This is a genomic window from Pseudomonas sp. H3(2019), from assembly GCF_007713465.1.
GTDB lineage: Bacteria > Pseudomonadota > Gammaproteobacteria > Pseudomonadales > Pseudomonadaceae > Aquipseudomonas.
In genome coordinates this window covers 160,870-175,970 of sequence record NZ_VMSG01000011.1, presented here as the reverse complement: position 1 = coordinate 175,970, position 15,101 = coordinate 160,870, and the positions used below count along the sequence as shown (strand labels likewise).

At 57.5% G+C, this 15,101-nt stretch carries 18 protein-coding genes, 1 tRNA gene and 3 pseudogenes; 9 read left to right on the top strand and 13 right to left on the bottom strand.

The window, feature by feature from the left end:
* Nucleotides 1–502 precede the first annotated feature (502 nt).
* Nucleotides 503–784, bottom strand: a complete 282-nt coding sequence (locus tag FPT12_RS13605; protein ID WP_145016713.1) for a DUF3077 domain-containing protein — start codon at nucleotides 782–784, stop codon at nucleotides 503–505.
* A gap of 464 nt (nucleotides 785–1,248) precedes the next feature.
* Here FPT12_RS13605 and FPT12_RS27670 point away from each other — a divergent pair.
* The 7 genes and pseudogenes from FPT12_RS27670 to FPT12_RS13565 all read left to right on the top strand — a co-directional run bounded on the left by FPT12_RS27670 (nucleotide 1,249) and on the right by FPT12_RS13565 (nucleotide 4,296).
* Nucleotides 1,249–1,567: pseudogene (locus tag FPT12_RS27670) on the top strand (transcriptional regulator).
* Complete coding sequence (locus FPT12_RS13590) at nucleotides 1,557–1,841, top strand: DNA-binding transcriptional regulator (protein ID WP_178098747.1); 285 nt, start codon at nucleotides 1,557–1,559, stop codon at nucleotides 1,839–1,841. The pseudogene FPT12_RS27670 and the gene FPT12_RS13590 overlap by 11 nt, the downstream one beginning before the upstream one ends.
* Nucleotides 1,842–2,258: 417 nt before the next feature.
* Nucleotides 2,259–2,474: a 4-oxalocrotonate tautomerase family protein gene (locus FPT12_RS13585; protein WP_019691259.1), complete on the top strand. Its 216-nt coding sequence runs from the start codon at nucleotides 2,259–2,261 to the stop codon at nucleotides 2,472–2,474.
* Nucleotides 2,471–2,548, top strand: a pseudogene (locus FPT12_RS27980) (DsbA family oxidoreductase); the annotation flags it as partial. The gene FPT12_RS13585 and the pseudogene FPT12_RS27980, both read left to right, overlap by 4 nt.
* A gap of 102 nt (nucleotides 2,549–2,650) precedes the next feature.
* A complete protein-coding gene (locus tag FPT12_RS13575) occupies nucleotides 2,651–3,361 on the top strand; it encodes an SDR family NAD(P)-dependent oxidoreductase (RefSeq protein WP_145016712.1) in 711 nt (236 codons plus the stop codon).
* A gap of 247 nt (nucleotides 3,362–3,608) precedes the next feature.
* Nucleotides 3,609–4,007, top strand: coding sequence for a carboxymuconolactone decarboxylase family protein (locus FPT12_RS13570; RefSeq protein WP_145016711.1), 399 nt, complete (start codon nucleotides 3,609–3,611; stop codon nucleotides 4,005–4,007).
* Nucleotides 4,008–4,107: 100 nt separating this feature from the next.
* A complete protein-coding gene (locus FPT12_RS13565; RefSeq protein WP_256676742.1) occupies nucleotides 4,108–4,296 on the top strand; it encodes a hypothetical protein in 189 nt (62 codons plus the stop codon).
* A gap of 71 nt (nucleotides 4,297–4,367) precedes the next feature.
* Here FPT12_RS13565 and FPT12_RS13560 read toward each other — a convergent pair.
* From FPT12_RS13560 to FPT12_RS13530, 7 genes are all read right to left on the bottom strand, one after another.
* Nucleotides 4,368–4,443, bottom strand: a tRNA-Thr gene (locus FPT12_RS13560).
* 269 nt (nucleotides 4,444–4,712) lie between these two features.
* A complete protein-coding gene (locus FPT12_RS13555; RefSeq protein ID WP_145016710.1) occupies nucleotides 4,713–5,954 on the bottom strand; it encodes a nucleoside deaminase in 1,242 nt (413 codons plus the stop codon).
* A gap of 311 nt (nucleotides 5,955–6,265) precedes the next feature.
* Complete coding sequence (locus FPT12_RS13550) at nucleotides 6,266–7,495, bottom strand: methyltransferase (protein ID WP_145016709.1); 1,230 nt, start codon at nucleotides 7,493–7,495, stop codon at nucleotides 6,266–6,268.
* A complete protein-coding gene (locus tag FPT12_RS13545; RefSeq protein ID WP_145016708.1) occupies nucleotides 7,476–8,165 on the bottom strand; it encodes an ABC transporter permease in 690 nt (229 codons plus the stop codon). Before FPT12_RS13545 ends, FPT12_RS13550 begins: the two co-directional genes overlap by 20 nt.
* On the bottom strand, nucleotides 8,165–8,857 hold the full coding sequence (locus FPT12_RS13540) for an ABC transporter permease (RefSeq protein WP_145016707.1): 693 nt from the start codon (nucleotides 8,855–8,857) through the stop codon (nucleotides 8,165–8,167). The genes FPT12_RS13545 and FPT12_RS13540 overlap by 1 nt, the downstream gene beginning before the upstream one ends.
* A 78-nt stretch (nucleotides 8,858–8,935) precedes the next feature.
* Nucleotides 8,936–9,691 carry an ABC transporter substrate-binding protein gene (locus FPT12_RS13535; RefSeq protein ID WP_145016706.1) on the bottom strand — a complete coding sequence of 252 codons (756 nt, stop codon included), beginning with the start codon at nucleotides 9,689–9,691 and terminating at the stop codon, nucleotides 8,936–8,938.
* Between the two features lie 13 nt (nucleotides 9,692–9,704).
* Nucleotides 9,705–10,478, bottom strand: a complete 774-nt coding sequence (locus tag FPT12_RS13530) for an ABC transporter ATP-binding protein (protein ID WP_145016705.1) — start codon at nucleotides 10,476–10,478, stop codon at nucleotides 9,705–9,707.
* A 555-nt stretch (nucleotides 10,479–11,033) separates the two neighbouring features.
* Here FPT12_RS13530 and gabP point away from each other — a divergent pair.
* Entirely contained in the window at nucleotides 11,034–12,425 is a 1,392-nt protein-coding gene (gene gabP / locus FPT12_RS13525) for a GABA permease (protein ID WP_145016704.1), read from the top strand.
* A 70-nt stretch (nucleotides 12,426–12,495) separates the two neighbouring features.
* On the opposite strand, the gene vapC is transcribed toward gabP, so the two are convergent.
* From vapC to FPT12_RS27975, 5 genes and pseudogenes are all read right to left on the bottom strand, one after another.
* A complete protein-coding gene (gene vapC, locus FPT12_RS13520) occupies nucleotides 12,496–12,903 on the bottom strand; it encodes a tRNA(fMet)-specific endonuclease VapC (protein ID WP_145016703.1) in 408 nt (135 codons plus the stop codon).
* Nucleotides 12,903–13,133: a type II toxin-antitoxin system VapB family antitoxin gene (gene vapB / locus FPT12_RS13515; protein WP_145016702.1), complete on the bottom strand. Its 231-nt coding sequence runs from the start codon at nucleotides 13,131–13,133 to the stop codon at nucleotides 12,903–12,905. Before vapB ends, vapC begins: the two co-directional genes overlap by 1 nt.
* Nucleotides 13,134–13,325: 192 nt before the next feature.
* On the bottom strand, nucleotides 13,326–13,778 hold the full coding sequence (locus FPT12_RS13510; RefSeq protein WP_145016701.1) for a hypothetical protein: 453 nt from the start codon (nucleotides 13,776–13,778) through the stop codon (nucleotides 13,326–13,328).
* A 6-nt stretch (nucleotides 13,779–13,784) separates the two neighbouring features.
* On the bottom strand, nucleotides 13,785–14,201 hold the full coding sequence (locus tag FPT12_RS13505) for a hypothetical protein (RefSeq protein ID WP_123582087.1): 417 nt from the start codon (nucleotides 14,199–14,201) through the stop codon (nucleotides 13,785–13,787).
* Nucleotides 14,202–14,238: 37 nt separating this feature from the next.
* Nucleotides 14,239–14,406: pseudogene (locus FPT12_RS27975) on the bottom strand (alpha/beta hydrolase); the annotation flags it as partial.
* Nucleotides 14,407–14,518: 112 nt separating this feature from the next.
* On the opposite strand from FPT12_RS27975, the gene FPT12_RS13495 reads away from it, so the two are divergent.
* Complete coding sequence (locus tag FPT12_RS13495; protein ID WP_145016700.1) at nucleotides 14,519–14,974, top strand: carboxypeptidase regulatory-like domain-containing protein; 456 nt, start codon at nucleotides 14,519–14,521, stop codon at nucleotides 14,972–14,974.
* Nucleotides 14,975–15,101 lie beyond the last annotated feature (127 nt).

The following is a 15,101-nucleotide window of genomic DNA, read 5'->3' as shown; positions in this document are numbered from 1 at the left end:
TGATTTCTTGCGGCCAAAGGTCAAGCGAGAAGGCTTAACTGATCGGCATTAGCCTGATTAGGCTGCTTTTCTTGATGAGGTTGCTTGATATTGTGCTCCCTCAAGCAGGGGAGGAGAGGTCTCACCCGAGCGCTGATTTTCAGGCCATCAACGGGGTTCCTAACGCCGACTATCGCCACCTGAAGGCAGTCGGTTTCGCGCTCTCGGGGCGATTTTCTGCCACAGATGACGCATGTGTCAACCTGAAGGCGAGTTATACGTCGGTGGTCATCAGAACCAGGAGAATCCGTGCAACGGTATCCGATGTTTAACGATGAGATCCTTACAATGGAGTCTTGATGACAACCACTGGCGTGCGTACGTCCATCCGCTACGTCTGGAGCGCCAGCAGCCGAAAGATCTCGTTCGTGTTTGAAGTCAGCGAAGTCTGAGCCGGACCATGTAGAAGCCCCGAATGATTCGGGGCTTTTTCTTGTATGCGGATCAGGTTCAGGTCACGACGTTACTGGCTGCGGTTGTTACCCGGCGCGCCCAGCACTTTCACCACGTCATCGATCACCGCCTTACTCATCTCCTGCAAATAGTGCGACGCCCAGGCATAGCGGTCCGTATTGCGCTCCATCGCCGCGTCTTCGGCCAGCAGTTTGGAGAGGTGGAGCAAGTCGGAAACGTGGGACAAGGCTTCGCGGATCGGCACGCCGCTGTTGACGCGGAAGAGGGGCTGGTCGGAGTGGATGGAGAAGGGTGTGAGGCCGATGGTTTTCAGGTCTTGGGGGTTAGTCATTGGGCACCTCCGCGACGTGGGGAGGAGAAATGGGACCTTGAAGGTCGCCTGGCGCAGAGTTCAGACGGATTGATCTTGTACATGGTCTAGCTCCTATTGTTGAGGAACTGCCACGAACCGTCGCCAAACGATTATGGGTGGCAGCTGTACGCAGGTTGGCGAACCGGGACAATAGGAACCCGGCAGACCCGAAAGTCTCCCGCGCACAGCCGCCATAACAGAAAAGTACGAGCGAAAAAAAACGCCAGCAATCGTAATGGTGGCGCCTGTGCGCCTATTGTAAATCGGGTCGCCAAACCCGTTCGCTGAATTTGCAGCGATGACGGGAGCCTAGCGTGCGGGCTGATAGTCTGCAAGCGTGGCGAAGTGCCGGCTTAGGTGCCAAGAGTCTTAGCGGATGTGCCAGGTCCAATCAGACAAACGTGCATTGCTTGGCTATACGGCTACGCCGTATAGTCGGGCTCATGTACACCATTATCGAAACGGAAATTTTCAAGCGCTATGCTGAGTCCATCTGGGACGATGGCGAACGTTATGAGTTCATTACTTGGCTGGCAGCTAATCCGTTGGCCGGTGATGTGGTTCCTGGCAGCGGCGGCTTGCGCAAGGTTCGTTGGTCCCGTAGCGGGATGGGCAAACGAGGTGGTACACGTGTCATTTACTACAACACGGCTTTCCGAAGGCTCTATCTGGTTGCTGATCGCCTACACCAAGGCGAAGTTCGACAATTTACCCGCAGCCTTCCTCAAGCAGCTGAAGGAGGAAATCAGCAATGGACAATGAACTGGAACAGTTCCAAAAGGACTTGCTGGACTCTGTGCGTCAAATGAAAGCCGGCAAAGTTGCTCGCCTGACAGAGGTGCCGCTGTCAGCGGCTGCCGAAGCACGGGCCAAAGTGGGTATTTCTCAAAATGCGTTCGCCAAGCTGCTCGGTGTCAGTTTGCGAACGTTGCAGGACTGGGAGCAGGGGCGGCGGCAGCCCACGGGAGCGGCACAAACGCTGTTGCGTGTTGCAAGTCAGCATCCCGAAGCTCTGCGTGATCTGCAGGCGGTTTGACCCGTCAAGTACTGTGGTGGGTGCTGCCTGTTGTGCGGAGTGAGGTCGGTGGTGGGGGGGACAAACAACTCCCCCACAGTCTTCGCTTAGACGCGAGCGATAATCTCCGCGTCTCTATAAACCTTCCCCCAGTAACAACAAAGGCCTCGCATTTCTGCGAGGCCTTTGTTTTGTATGGTGCCGGCACTATTTGGGCTCGCCATCTGTACAGCCAGTTCAGGGCTCCAAAATCAGCGCTCCTCTAGGACTTTTCAGGGGAGGCGAGCTGGTTTAGATAGATCAATCTCCTGCCCACATTTATTACATCACGTCACTAATGATGTACTTGAACCCATCTTTATCCCACCAAAGCAACGTCATACAGTCATCTCCACCACCTGCCCATCATCCCGAAGGGAAGGTCTCTGGAGAGTCGTCATGCCTTTCGTCAGCGTACGCATTACCCGCGATGGCGTTACCTCGGAGCAGAAAGCTCAGGTGATCGCCGAAATCACTGAAACCCTGGAGCGGGTCCTCAACAAACGTCCCGACCTGACCCACATCGTGATCGAAGAAGTCGACACCGATAACTGGGGCTACGCCGGGATCACCACCACCCAGTACCGAAAGCAACTGGCAGAGGGGCAGTCATGAGGCAGCCCGTCACCATCGATTTCGTCTCCGATGTGGTGTGCCCGTGGTGCGCCTTGGGCGTGACGACACTGGAGTAAGCCACCGAGGACCTAGCCGGTAAAGCGATGCTGATGGCAGGCCCCCGCTGAAGCCTGATTGATCACGTTTAAAACTCCATTATTTTGTAGAGGTTCATCATGAGCACTTCGAAAAAAGTCATTGTTATTACCGGCGCATCCCAAGGTCTCGGTGCGGGTATGGTCAAGGCCTTTCGTGATCTCGATTACCGGGTGGTTGCCACCTCGCGTTCGATCAAACCGTCCGCCGATCCGGACATTCTCACAGTGGCGGGCGACATCGGCGACCCGGCGATCGCCGAGCGGGTGATTCGTGAAGCGATCGCAGGTTTTGGCCGTATCGACACCCTGGTCAACAACGCCGGGATCTTCGTCGCCAAGCCGTTCACCGCGTATACCTACGAGGACTACGCCGCTGTGCTGTCGGTGAACCTGAATGGCTTCTTCTACATCACCCAACTCGCCATCGCCGAGATGGAAAAACAAGGCCACGGCCACGTCGTCAACATCACCACCAGCCTGACAGACCACGCTGTCGATAGCGTGCCATCGGTACTGGCATCGTTGACCAAAGGCGGCCTCAACGCCGCGACCAAATCCCTGGCCATCGAATACGCCAAGCGTGGCATTCGTGTGAACGCGGTCAGCCCCGGCATCATCAAAACGCCGATGCACAGCGAAGAAACCTACGAAGCGCTGGGCAATTTGCACCCGGTCGGGCACATGGGCGAGATCAGCGATATCGCCCAAGCCGTCGTGTATCTGGACTCCGCCGGATTCGTCACCGGCGAGATCCTGCACGTCGATGGTGGTCAGAGCGCCGGTCACTGAGAGCTGCTTTTCCAAACCCCGGAAACGACAAAGCCCTCGCATCGCTGCGGGCGCTTTGTTTGATAACTCCAAGAATTTAGTAGTCCGTCATTGCGCCAAAAAAGTCTAAATCCATCCTATTGTTTCTACGATATTTAAGGATTCGTTGCTGGAGTCGTCCTGTTGCCGGCTCTGGCATGGCCGCCAGCGAACTAAACTATGTTGTACCTCTGGTGCAGATGTCTCCAGAGAGGTAAGGAGGTGCCAAATGGCCATTCGTGATACCTATCGGGAAATTGAACAGACCCTGGGTCAGGTACCGGAGTGGATCAAGCAGATGCCGGAAGGTGCAGCGAACGGATTCTGGGGAATAGCCCGGGACTTCTGGCTGGCGGATACCAGGATTCCTAACAAGTACAAGGAGTTGATAGGTCTGGCAGTGTCCGGGGCGACCCGTTGTAAGTATTGCGCCCTGTTCCATACCGAAGCCGCGCGCTTGTTTGGTGCGAGCGACGAGGAAATTTCCGAAGCCAGCTTTATGGGGTCGCTGACCATGATGGGCAGCACCTTTATTAACGCCCAGCAGATCGACTACGAGCAGTTCCGGCAGGAAACGCTGAGTATCGTCCGGTATGTCAAAGAACACTCGCAACCCAAAGCCGCATAAGCCGTTGCGGGAACCAGCCCTTCGCCAGTTGACGAAGGATAAGTTGATTGCAATCACCGGCGATGGTCCGAGGACCACCGCTCGGTGGCAAGCGGCTGTGATGCGCGCCCTCAGCGAACTCATGCAACACGGCGATAGCGCCCGCGAAGAAAACCAGGACCTGCGTATCCCCTTCGCCAAAGCACTCCACGACCTCTATGCAGGACAGAAGTCCGACGCCGAATTGACGGAAATGGTGCTGCTGATGCTGGAAGTGGAAACCGCGCCTTTTCTTGGTAAAGGGGCCTAGGCGGGAGCGCGGGTTTTCCAAACCCCAGAAACAACAAAGCCCCTGCATTTCTGCAGGGGCTTCGTTTTGTATGGTGCCGGCACCAGGAGTCGAACCCGGGACCTACTGATTACAAGTCAGTTGCTCTACCAACTGAGCTATACCGGCGTGTTGGGCGACGATTATAGCGACTGGCGTGGTTCTGTAAACCCCTGATTACTGACTATTTTTCAGCAGGCCTCTGGCAAGGTTCTCGCCCTTGTGTGCGCTTGAGCGTTTCAGGGCTCGTCTTGATCAGTTCACGGTTGTCGCGCGGTGTAAATGTGTCGCCCGCAGGAATGCTTTTGTTAACGAATGACAGGGTTCCGATGGTGACGTTTTCACGGCAGGCCTGCCGATGGTTCGGCGGGCCTGGTCTTGCAGATAACGTCAGTCGGTTACACGCCGCTTTTGACAGCGTTGATCAAGGCCTGGCTCAGGACTTGGGCGGGAGCCACCTGCACGCTTTGGGTATAGAACGGTGGCAGGTTCTGGGCCAGTTGCGACAGCTCCTGGGCCGTGGTGTTTCCTGGCAGCAACACGTATTGCAGGTTCGACGGGTAGCTTTGCGGCACCGGGCCTTCCATGGTCGAGCCGTACGCGCCGAAGGTCATCACCGCCTGCGGGGTAGTCGGGTCCGGCGCGTAGAGGAACACGAAGGTGCCGTATTTTGGGTGTGTCAGGTACTGCTCGGCCTGGGCACGTACCGCCGGGTCCGGGTCGTTCATCAGGGTCCAGCGCATGACCGCATAGCTGCGGGTGGTTTCCATGAATGCCGTGCGAATCGGCGACTGGTTTTCCACGCCGCCCAGGCACACCAGCAGGTTGCCAAAGGGATCCAGCAAGGCCACCGAGTTGAACACACTGGCTTGTTGGGCAGTTTTCAGCAGTGGCGGCGCCAGTTCTGCACCTGGGTCGCGCGGGTTGCTGGAGGTGACCGTCAAGGCGTACGGACTCACTTTGGTCAATGCCTGGCGTACCGGGCTGTTCGCCGGCAGCGTGGCCGGGTTTTTCAGTTTCGAAGGCTCTAGACCGCTGTTGTTGCTCGCTTTGCGCACAGTGTCGACGCTGGCAGAGAAGATCGAGCTGGTGAGGTAGTACGCCGCCGAGTCGATGGTCTGGCCGCCAAACACCGGGCTCATTGAGCCTTGATAGGCACGGCTGACAGGCGCAGCGACCGCGTAATACGCCCAGGTTTTTTGTGCCTGCTGACGAATGTGCGGCGGCAATGACGGGAAGTTGAACTGGCTGTTGTAGTTAACCCCCGCGTAGTCATCGATCGCACTCACGGCGACGTTGAATCCTGCGGTGAGCAGAGCGCCGGCGCACATGGCGCAAGGGTCCAGCGTGGTCACGATGGTCAATTTGTTGGGCGGTGGAAGTTTCAGCGATTCCGCTTTTGCGTAGTACCAGTCCACCAGTTGTCGCTCGCCATGGGCGGTCGGGTCATGGGGGAGGAAGTAGGTGGTGCCGCTCCCCGGAAAAGGCATTAACACGTTGTTGTGAAGTGCTGCGATAACTTCGCCAGTGGCGTTGTTGATGATCGCCCCGCCAACGGCGAAAGTTTGTTGAATGGCCGCGAGAATGGCCTGGTTGGCGACGGTATCGACGGCTTCCTGTGCACTTTTCAGTGTGGTCATTGTTTCCCAGCTCCTTGCTGTCCTGAGCGTCAGAGATTTCTGGCGCTTGGCAACGATAGTTCAAGTGGCGGAAGTTGGTTATGACCATTCGGATTAATGCTTATGCACAGCGGGAGGTGGATTCGCTGCGTTTACGGCTTATTTTGTGGAGCCGTTCTCAATAAATCGCAACTGGCTGTTTTTTCGCCTGTTTTCCAATATGAACAAAAAATGACCAAGCGCTTTTATGGCCTAAAAGCCATGGATCCAAAGGCTTTCTCCAAGTTTAATCAACAGACTTATCCACAGGCTGTTAATCGAAATGAAGGGGGTCATCGACGCTCGGCGAGCAGCATCAAATTGCGCGGTGTCAGTGGGGTTTCGCAGAATAAACCCAATCGAACCGAATAACCCTGTTCTTCGAGAAACAGTGCTCGGTCGAGTACCAGCCACAGCTCCAGCGGGCGCCGGAACAGGCCGCGTAGCAGCTCCAGATTGCGCACCTGGGCCAGGCGTTCCCAGCCAGCGGCTTCCAGCGTCGACCAATCCTGCGCCGGGACTGTGGATAAGTCTTTCAGCGCTGCCAGGTCGCGGCAGTAATCGGCGAAGGGTTTATCCAGCCAGGCGCTGGGCAACGACGGTGTTGGCAGGTAGTCGTCACAACCGCGCAGTTGCCGTTGCAGCAGGTCGAAGGCCAGGCGGCGGGCCATCGATGTATCGCGCTGGCGCCGGACGCGGGCACCGGCGGTGACGGTTTCGCTCAGCGGCAGCGCGAGATCGTCGAGGGAAAGCTGTAGGTCGGAGCCTTTAGCCGCGTCGGACAGCGGCTGATACTGGCGAGCGCTGATGCGGTTATAACAGCAGGGCGCAATGGCCAGTTGTTTGCAACCCGCCGCACTGGCCAGTTGCATCAGCCGTACGTGCAAGTCGCCGCAGGCGTGCAGGGCGACCGGCGTGTGTTCGGCGTTCAGGTAAGCAGCCGCATCGCTTGCCATCACATCCTGTTGGAAGTGATTGACCATGAGGTGATGGTGCTGACTCAGCGCCTGACCGCTGGCGATCAGCGCCGGGTCATATTCCAGGCAGGTCAGTTGTTGGCCGGCTTGCAGCAGGCGTCGGCCCAAATGACCTTTGCCTGAACACCAGTCGAGCCAGTGCCGGGGCTTTGCGGAAAATTGCAGGCAACCGGCGAAGGTTTCGATCTGCTGCCATTTGCGCCCGGGCACGTCGACGTTCAGCCGTCGGCTCGCAGGCTCGGTCGAATGAACGGGAAGGTTGCCTATAGCGCTGAGGGCGATGGCCTGCGCTGCCAGTCCTGGAAAAGGCGCGGGCGCCAGAAGGTGCTCAGGATGGTTATGGCTGGTTTCCGCGTCTTCCAGCGAACGCCGGCGTAGCCAATCCGCCAATTCGGGATAGGTCGCTTCCCACGGCAGTTGTCGAAGGGTAAACGGTCTCGGTCGCCAGAGCGTCTGGTGTTCGGTCAGAAACCCGTCCAGCGCTTTGAAGCGGGCGAGCAACTGCTCGCCCGCAAGCACCGGCGGATCAACGTCCCTGGCAGGCATCGACGCGCAACCAGCGCTCCAGTTGTCGGAACGCCTGAACCAGCATAAAGGACATCAGCAGATAGAAAATCCCAGCCGCGAAGAACATATCTACGGTTAGATAATTTCGGGCAATGATGGTGCGGGTCATGCCCGTCAGCTCTAGCAACGTCACGGTGCTTGCCAGCGAACTGGCCTTGAGCATGAGAATGACCTCGTTGCTATAGGCTGGAAGGCCAATCCGCGTGGCGCGGGGCAAGATGATGAAGAAGAGCGCCTTGGCCTTCGACATGCCCAACGCGCGGGCGGCCTCGATTTCGCCAGGCGGAATGGCCTGGATCGCGCCGCGAAGGATTTCGGCGATGTAGGCGGCTGTGTGCAGGGTCATAGTTGCCGTGACGCACCAGAATGGATCACGCAGGTATGGCCACATGAAGCTCTGTCGCACGGCATCGAACTGAGCTACGCCGTAGTAGACCAGGAACAACTGTACCAACAGCGGTGTGCCGCGGAAGAAGAAAATATAACCGTAGGGCAGTGCGCGGACGTACCAGCGCTTGGACGAGCGTGCGATGCCCAGTGGAATTGCGAGAATCAGGCCCGCGATGACGGCGATTCCGACCAATTCAAGCGTAAGGGCTGCACCCTGAATGAGTTTCGGCAACCACTTATAGATGACTTCCCATTCCATTACGTCCTCCTCACAAAGCCGCGAGCGGCGAGTTTTTCCATGATGTACATACCCGTCATCGCGAGGACTGTCAGCCCCAGATACATGACGGCGGCGACCATGAGGAAGGTGAATGGTTGCTTGGTAAAGGTCACGGCGTTCTGGGCGTGGCGCATGATTTCTTCCAGGCCAATGACTGACACTAGCGCGGTGTCTTTCATCAGGATCATGAACAGATTGCCTAGGCCCGGCAGGGCGATACGCCACATCTGCGGCAGGATCAACCTAGTGAAAATCCGGAGTTTCGACAAGCCCAGCGCCACGCCGGCTTCACGGTGGCCTTTAGGGATCGCCAGAATCGCGCCGCGGAAGACTTCAGTTGCATAAGCCCCGAAGCACAGTCCAAGGGCGATCACGCCCGCAACGAAGGGGCTCAGGGCCAGATCGGGGTTCCCGAACTGTTCGCCCAGGGCACTCATCATCTTGACGGTGCCGTAATACATCAACAGAACCCACAGCAGTTCAGGTACACCGCGGACGATGGTCGAGTAGGTTTCGCCAAGCCATTGCAACGGCTTGTACGGGGAAGTCTTGGCCAAGGCGCCGAGCAGGCCGAGCACCAGTCCCAGGCACAACGCCAAGAGGGCCAGTTTGACGGTCATCAGCGCGCCAGCGGCGAGCGCCGGGCCGAATCCGTAGAGGTCGATAGTCATGGATGTCTATTCAAGTTGCCGCAGGCATTGCCAAGGACCGGCACCGTTAGAGAGCGGCGCCGGTCAGGCCAGTCAGAATCAATAGATGCTGAACGGGAAGTACTTGTCGTTGATCTTTTTGTAGGTGCCATCCGCGACGATTTCTTTCAGCGCGGCGTTCAGCTTTTCGCGCAATTCGTCCTGACCTTTGCGCACGGCAATGCCGATTTTGTCGCTGGCGACAACCGGTTCGCCTTTGAACTCGTAGTTTTTGCCGGCATCGCTTTTCAGCCAGTCGTAGTTGGCGTATTTGTCGGCGAGGATCGCATCGACGCGACCGGAGGTCAGGTCCAGGTAGGCGTTTTCCTGAGTGTCATACAGCTTGATGGTGACGTCGTTGCCGTAATTGTCTTCAAGCCAGGTGCCAGCCAGGGTGGCGCGCTGGGTGCCGATGATCTTGCCTTTGAGCGAGTCCTTGTCGGTTTTCAGGTCGACGTTTTTCGGTGCGATGAACTGCAGTTTGTTCGAGTAGTACGGGTCGGTGAAATCAACGGCCTGCTTGCGTTCCTCGGTGATCGACAGCGAGGAGATCAGGAAATCGAACTTCTTGGCGTTCAGCGCCGGAATGATGCCGTCCCAGTCAGAGGTAACGACTTCGCATTCGACCCGCATCTTGGCGCACAGGGCGTCGCCGATGTCTTTGTCGAAACCGACCACCTGGCCGCTGGCATCTTTATTGTTGAACGGCGGGTAAGCCGCTTCGATGCCCATCTTCAGTTTTTCTGCAGCCATTGCGTTGGCTGAAAACACCAGTGTGGCGGCCGCGGCCAGGAGGAGTTTTTTGTAGGTCTGCATGTAGGTAGCTCCGTTAGCGGTTGCTGGACATGAATTGTTTGCAGCGCGCCGAAAGCGGGTTTTCGAACACCTGCTGGGGCGATCCTTGCTCTTCGATGAGCCCCTGGTGAAGGAACACCACTTCACTGGACACCTGACGGGCGAAGCCCATTTCGTGGGTGACCAACAGCATGGTGCGACCTTCTTCGGCCAGGGCGCGGATCACGTTTAGTACTTCCTGAACCATTTCCGGGTCAAGCGCGGAAGTTGGCTCATCAAACAGAATGACTTTGGGTTGCATCGCCAAGGTGCGGGCGATGGCGGCGCGTTGCTGCTGGCCACCGGAAAGTTCTGCAGGGTAGGCGTGACGTTTGTCGGCGATGCCGACCTTGGCCAGCAAGGCTTCCGCTACTTCGATGGCTTCGGATTTGCTTTGCCCGAGGACGCGGCGTGGGGCTTCGATGATGTTGTCGAGCACGCTCATGTGCGGCCACAGGTTAAAGTTTTGAAACACAAAACCGATTTCGCTGCGCAGTCGATTGATCTGCTTGCCGTCGGCGGCGACCAGTTCGCCGTTTTTCGCAGGCTTGAGCTTGAGCTCTTCGCCAGCCACCAGAATCTGGCCCTGGTGCGGGTTTTCGAGCAGGTTGATACAGCGCAGGAAAGTGGACTTGCCGGAACCGGAGGAACCCAGGATCGAGATCACATCGCCGTCGCGTGCGGTCAGCGAGACGCCTTTGAGCACCTCAAGCGTCCCGTAGCGTTTGTGCAAGTTGCGGATTTCAAGCGCGGGCGCGGCCTCGGCCATGTACGGTCCTCATTGTGTTCTGTTGTGCTTCTGCTGTTGGCCGGCGTTCCTGGCGAGGCGCCACGCTAGCATAGCGTTCGAATGGCGGCCAACAGCCCCACGGGGCGTAGACGGGCAGTGCGTGACCGGTTGTCGCCTCAGCGCAGCAGTCTGTCGCGCCATCAACAACCCATCCCCCGTTTGAAGCCATGTCTGAGCGGGTGTCGCGTAAAAAAAGGCGCGATGGTGCCAGCTTTGGCCGGGTGTTGGAAGCGCTAACCGGACAAACGTTCCCGATCTGCACTTTTATTGTGCGCGAGCCGTTTTTTTGATGTGTTTCTGGTGCATGAATTCGTCCACGAAGTGTGTGGCAGGGTAACGCTCTGGCGAAGTGCTATTAATTTCAATGACTTGCGATGACTGTCCGATCAAGGCGAGATCGCCGGGGTAGAAGGGTTTGAAACATTTTGGCGCAATTATTGCGTGCAGAATAAGGAACGCCCCGTTGGATTCTTTTTACGAGAAGGACGCCAAGCGGGATGGACGCAATCGCTTTTCCTTACAAAGGTAGTTTCAATGAGCAGTACCCAAAGCTCTAATGGCCTTGAACAGGGGCTCAAACCGCGCCATGTGACCATGTTGTCGATTGCCGGCGTTATCGGCGCCGGTCTGTTCGTTGGCTCGGGTCACGCCATCGCCGCCGCCGGCCCGGCCGTGCTGTTGGCCTACGCTGCCGCCGGTATGCTGGTAGTGCTGGTCATGCGCATGCTTGGCGAAATGGCCGTTGCTTCTCCGGACACGGGCTCTTTCTCGACCTACGCCGATCGCGCCATCGGTCACTGGGCCGGTTTCACCATCGGCTGGCTCTACTGGTGGTTCTGGGTTCTGGTAATCCCGCTGGAGGCCAACGCCGCCGCGACTATCCTGCATGCCTGGTTCCCTAACGTGGCCATCTGGGCATTTACCCTGATCATCACTTTGCTGCTGACAGTGACCAACCTGTTCAGTGTGAAGAACTACGGTGAGTTCGAATTCTGGTTCGCGCTGATCAAGGTCCTGGCGATCATCGGTTTCATTGTCCTCGGTGTTATGGCGATCTTCGGCTACCTGCCAGGCAGCCAGGTCAGCGGCGTTTCGCACCTGTTCGACACCCAGGGCTTCCTGCCAAACGGCATGGGCGCCGTACTGGGCGCGATCCTGACCACCATGTTTTCCTTCATGGGCACCGAGATCGTGACCATCGCGGCCGCGGAGTCTAAGAACCCGGGCCAGCAAATCTCCAAGGCCACCAACTCGGTGATCTGGCGGATTGGTTTGTTCTACCTCGTGTCGATCTTCATCGTAGTGGCCCTGGTGCCATGGAACGACCCGGTTCTGGCCAGCGTCGGTTCCTATCAGACCGTGCTTGAGCGCATGGGCATCCCGAATGCCAAAGTGATCGTCGACATCGTGGTGCTGGTTGCTGTGACCAGTTGCCTGAACTCGGCGCTGTACACCGCATCCCGCATGATGTTCTCCCTGGGCAAGCGTGGTGATGCACCGGCCGTTTCCCAGCGCACCAACAAGAGCGGCACGCCGTACTGGGCCGTCATGTTATCGACCTGCGCGGCGTTCCTCGCGGTGTTCGCCAACTACGTGGCCCCGGCTGCGGTGTTCGAATTCCTGCTGGCCAGCTCTGGCGCTATTGCGTTGCTGGTGTACCTGGTGATCGCGATTTCGCAACTGCGCATGCGCAAACAGCGCATGGCACGCGGCGAAAAAATCGCCTTCAGCATGTGGCTGTTCCCGGGCCTGACCTACGCGGTGATCGCATTCATCGTGGCGGCCCTGACCATCATGCTGTTTCAGGATGCCCATCGTGTGGAAATCCTTGCCACGGGGCTGTTGAGCCTTTTGGTGGTGGCTGCCGGTTTGTTTGTGGCCCGCCGTCGCAAACTGGAACAGCGTGGCGCGGTAGCGTTGAGCTGATCCGTTCTGCGTAATGAAAACGGCCGCTGTCAGGAATGACAAGCGGCCGTTTTTGCTTCTGATGCCGACTTCAATCGAGGTGTACCCAATCCTCTACACGCAATCCTGGAACACGCTCAAATTCCCGAAGATTATTCGTCACGACAATGAACCCTTGTGAGCGCGCGTGTCCCGCGATCATGTGGTCGTAAGGGCCTATCGGAGTGCCGGCTTTTGCAAGTTCCGAACGGATCATTCCGGTGTGGGCAGCGGCTTCGTAGTCGAAGGGCAGGACTTCAAGGCGAGCTGCAAAACCTTCGATGACGGCCAGGTTCTTTTCCGGTGCCGCCGATTTTTCAGCGCCGTAAATCAACTCCATCAACGTGACTGCGCTGATACACAGCTGGCCGTGATGGCGATTGAACGCTTCGCGTACGACCTGTGGTTTGTTCTTGATGGTGAAAATGCAGATGTTGGTATCGAGCATGTATTTGATCATCAGAACGACTCGCGCTCCTGATCGGCCGGTTGCTCGCGGTCGGCCATAAAATCGGCAGTGACATTATCGCCATCGAACCAGCTATCCCAGGCTTCATCTGCCGGCGTGATGATACGAGTGCGGCCAATGGCGACAACGTTGACGCGTTTCACGTCTTCAGGCATTGCCACGGCTTTGGGCAAGCGGACGGCCTGGCTTCGATTGCTCATGAAAAGGGTGGTCTGTTCCATTGGGGGCGTCCTCTGCTTTTGGTGCGCTTAGAGCTCAAAGAATAGGTTGTGGCAGGGATATGTCAATGGGATATACGCTGAGACTGATGAAGGGTAGTGCCAGCTCTTCGACAGGGTGAACCTTTAAAAAGAAACGGCCGCTGTCAGGAATGACAAGCGGCCGTTTTTGTTTTCGCAAGCTTCAGGGGCGGGTTATTCGGCTTTTGCCTCAGGCTCTTCCAGCGTCTCGCGATAGCTGTCCAGCGCATTCCCGAAGTCGGTGATGAACTGTGGCTCTGTGAGCCAGGCCTGGGCGGTCTCACGGTCCATGCCATCGGCCCACATGCGATAGTCGATCAGCATGTCGGCGGCCAGGTGAGTGGCGGCCATGGCGTCGTTCTCGGCGTTTTCCATGTCCAGCAGCTCTGGATGGTCGCTGATGATCTCGGCGAGGTTCGACAGCAGGGTCAGCAGCATGTCGTTGCGGCTGATGGCTTCTGCTTCACGCATTTTGCTGAACATTGCCAGGGTGTATTCCGGAATCGGCTCACCGATTTCGCCCAGGTCATCGTCGAGCGCGGCGGGTTTTCTGCCGTGAATATTGATTTGCCTGGCTTTGAGCTTGGCGCGTTTGGCGCGTTTCTGTTGCTTGTTCAGGGATGCCATGGGAACTCAGTTCGGTTTCTGTTGGGTTTGGGCCGCGATGGCGTCGGACGCCGCCACGTAGTCAGCCTGGAAGGCTGGTGATTCGATCCACGCCAGGGCGCCGGCTTCGTCCGTCTCGGTGGACCACTGGCGATACTCGATCAGCGCGGCGAGGATGAAGTCCATCGCGCCCTCCTCGCCTTCCTGTTCGTACACCAGCTCCAGCAACGGGTCTTCCAGGAAGGCCGCGCACATTGCTTGCTGGCTGGTTTTTTCGGCGTCGATCATTTTCTTGAACAGTTCGGTCAGGTCCACCGATTCGAAGTCGATGCGATCGTCGTTCGGATCCAGCTCGACCGGTGCAGCGGCGCGTTGAGTGCGGTTCTGCTTGGCCTTCGCTTTAGCGCGGGTAGCGCGTTTGTGCTGTTTGTTCGCGGATGCCATGGGCGTCGTTCCGTATTTCGTTGAGAGGGCAGGCCACTCAGCTGCGTGGCACTCGCCGCCCCGGGGTGTCGGGTGTCAGCTCGCCGTTTTGCAGCCATGACAATGCAATGGGCCATAGTGTGGCTTGGTATGGGCTGCGAAAAAAGGCGAAATGACCGACTTCTTCTTCGCCGATGTCTTCTGGGGTGATTCGCAGGTGGGTGTTTGCTCCGATTTGCACTGAACTCAAGTCCGAATCGATCTAAAACCCTGATCCTCGGTCAGTAATCAAAAAAGGTGTAACAGATAGGGTTCTGTGGAGCCCGGGAGTCGTCATCATGAGGTACGTTCATTCACTTATGCTGCCCCTTGCGGCTGCCGGCTTACTGATGCTTCCCGTCATGTCGCGGGCTGCCAGTGTTGAGCCGATCGACAGTTCAGCCGTGCAAGTCACGCAGCAACAGCAAAACGGGATCACCTACCTGTCCGGTGGTATCGGCGAGGATGAGTCAAAGGCCATTCAGCAAACCAAGGGCTACAACCTGCACATGACCTTCTCCACCGGGTCGGAGAATAAATATGTTCCCGATGTAGATCTGGTCATTCAGAGCGCCCCAGGGAAAACCGTGCTGACCCTGACCCAGGCTGGTCCTCTGGTTTATGTTCAGCTACCCGCTGGCAAGTACACCGTAGTCGCGACGCGTAATGGTGAAGTGCTGCGTGATACCGCCGACGTCGGCAAAGGCGCTGCACGCAATCTGGTCTTCCACTGGAAGGGCAACAGTAATAGTTAGGGACGACGGCTTTTGCGCGTTGGCTTGTTCGGTTGTCGTGATCAAGATTCGATGCAGGCAGAGGCGCCAGCGCCCAAGGTGAACAGCGCCAAGGGCGCTGGCGCTGTGAGATATGACAGCTGGTAGC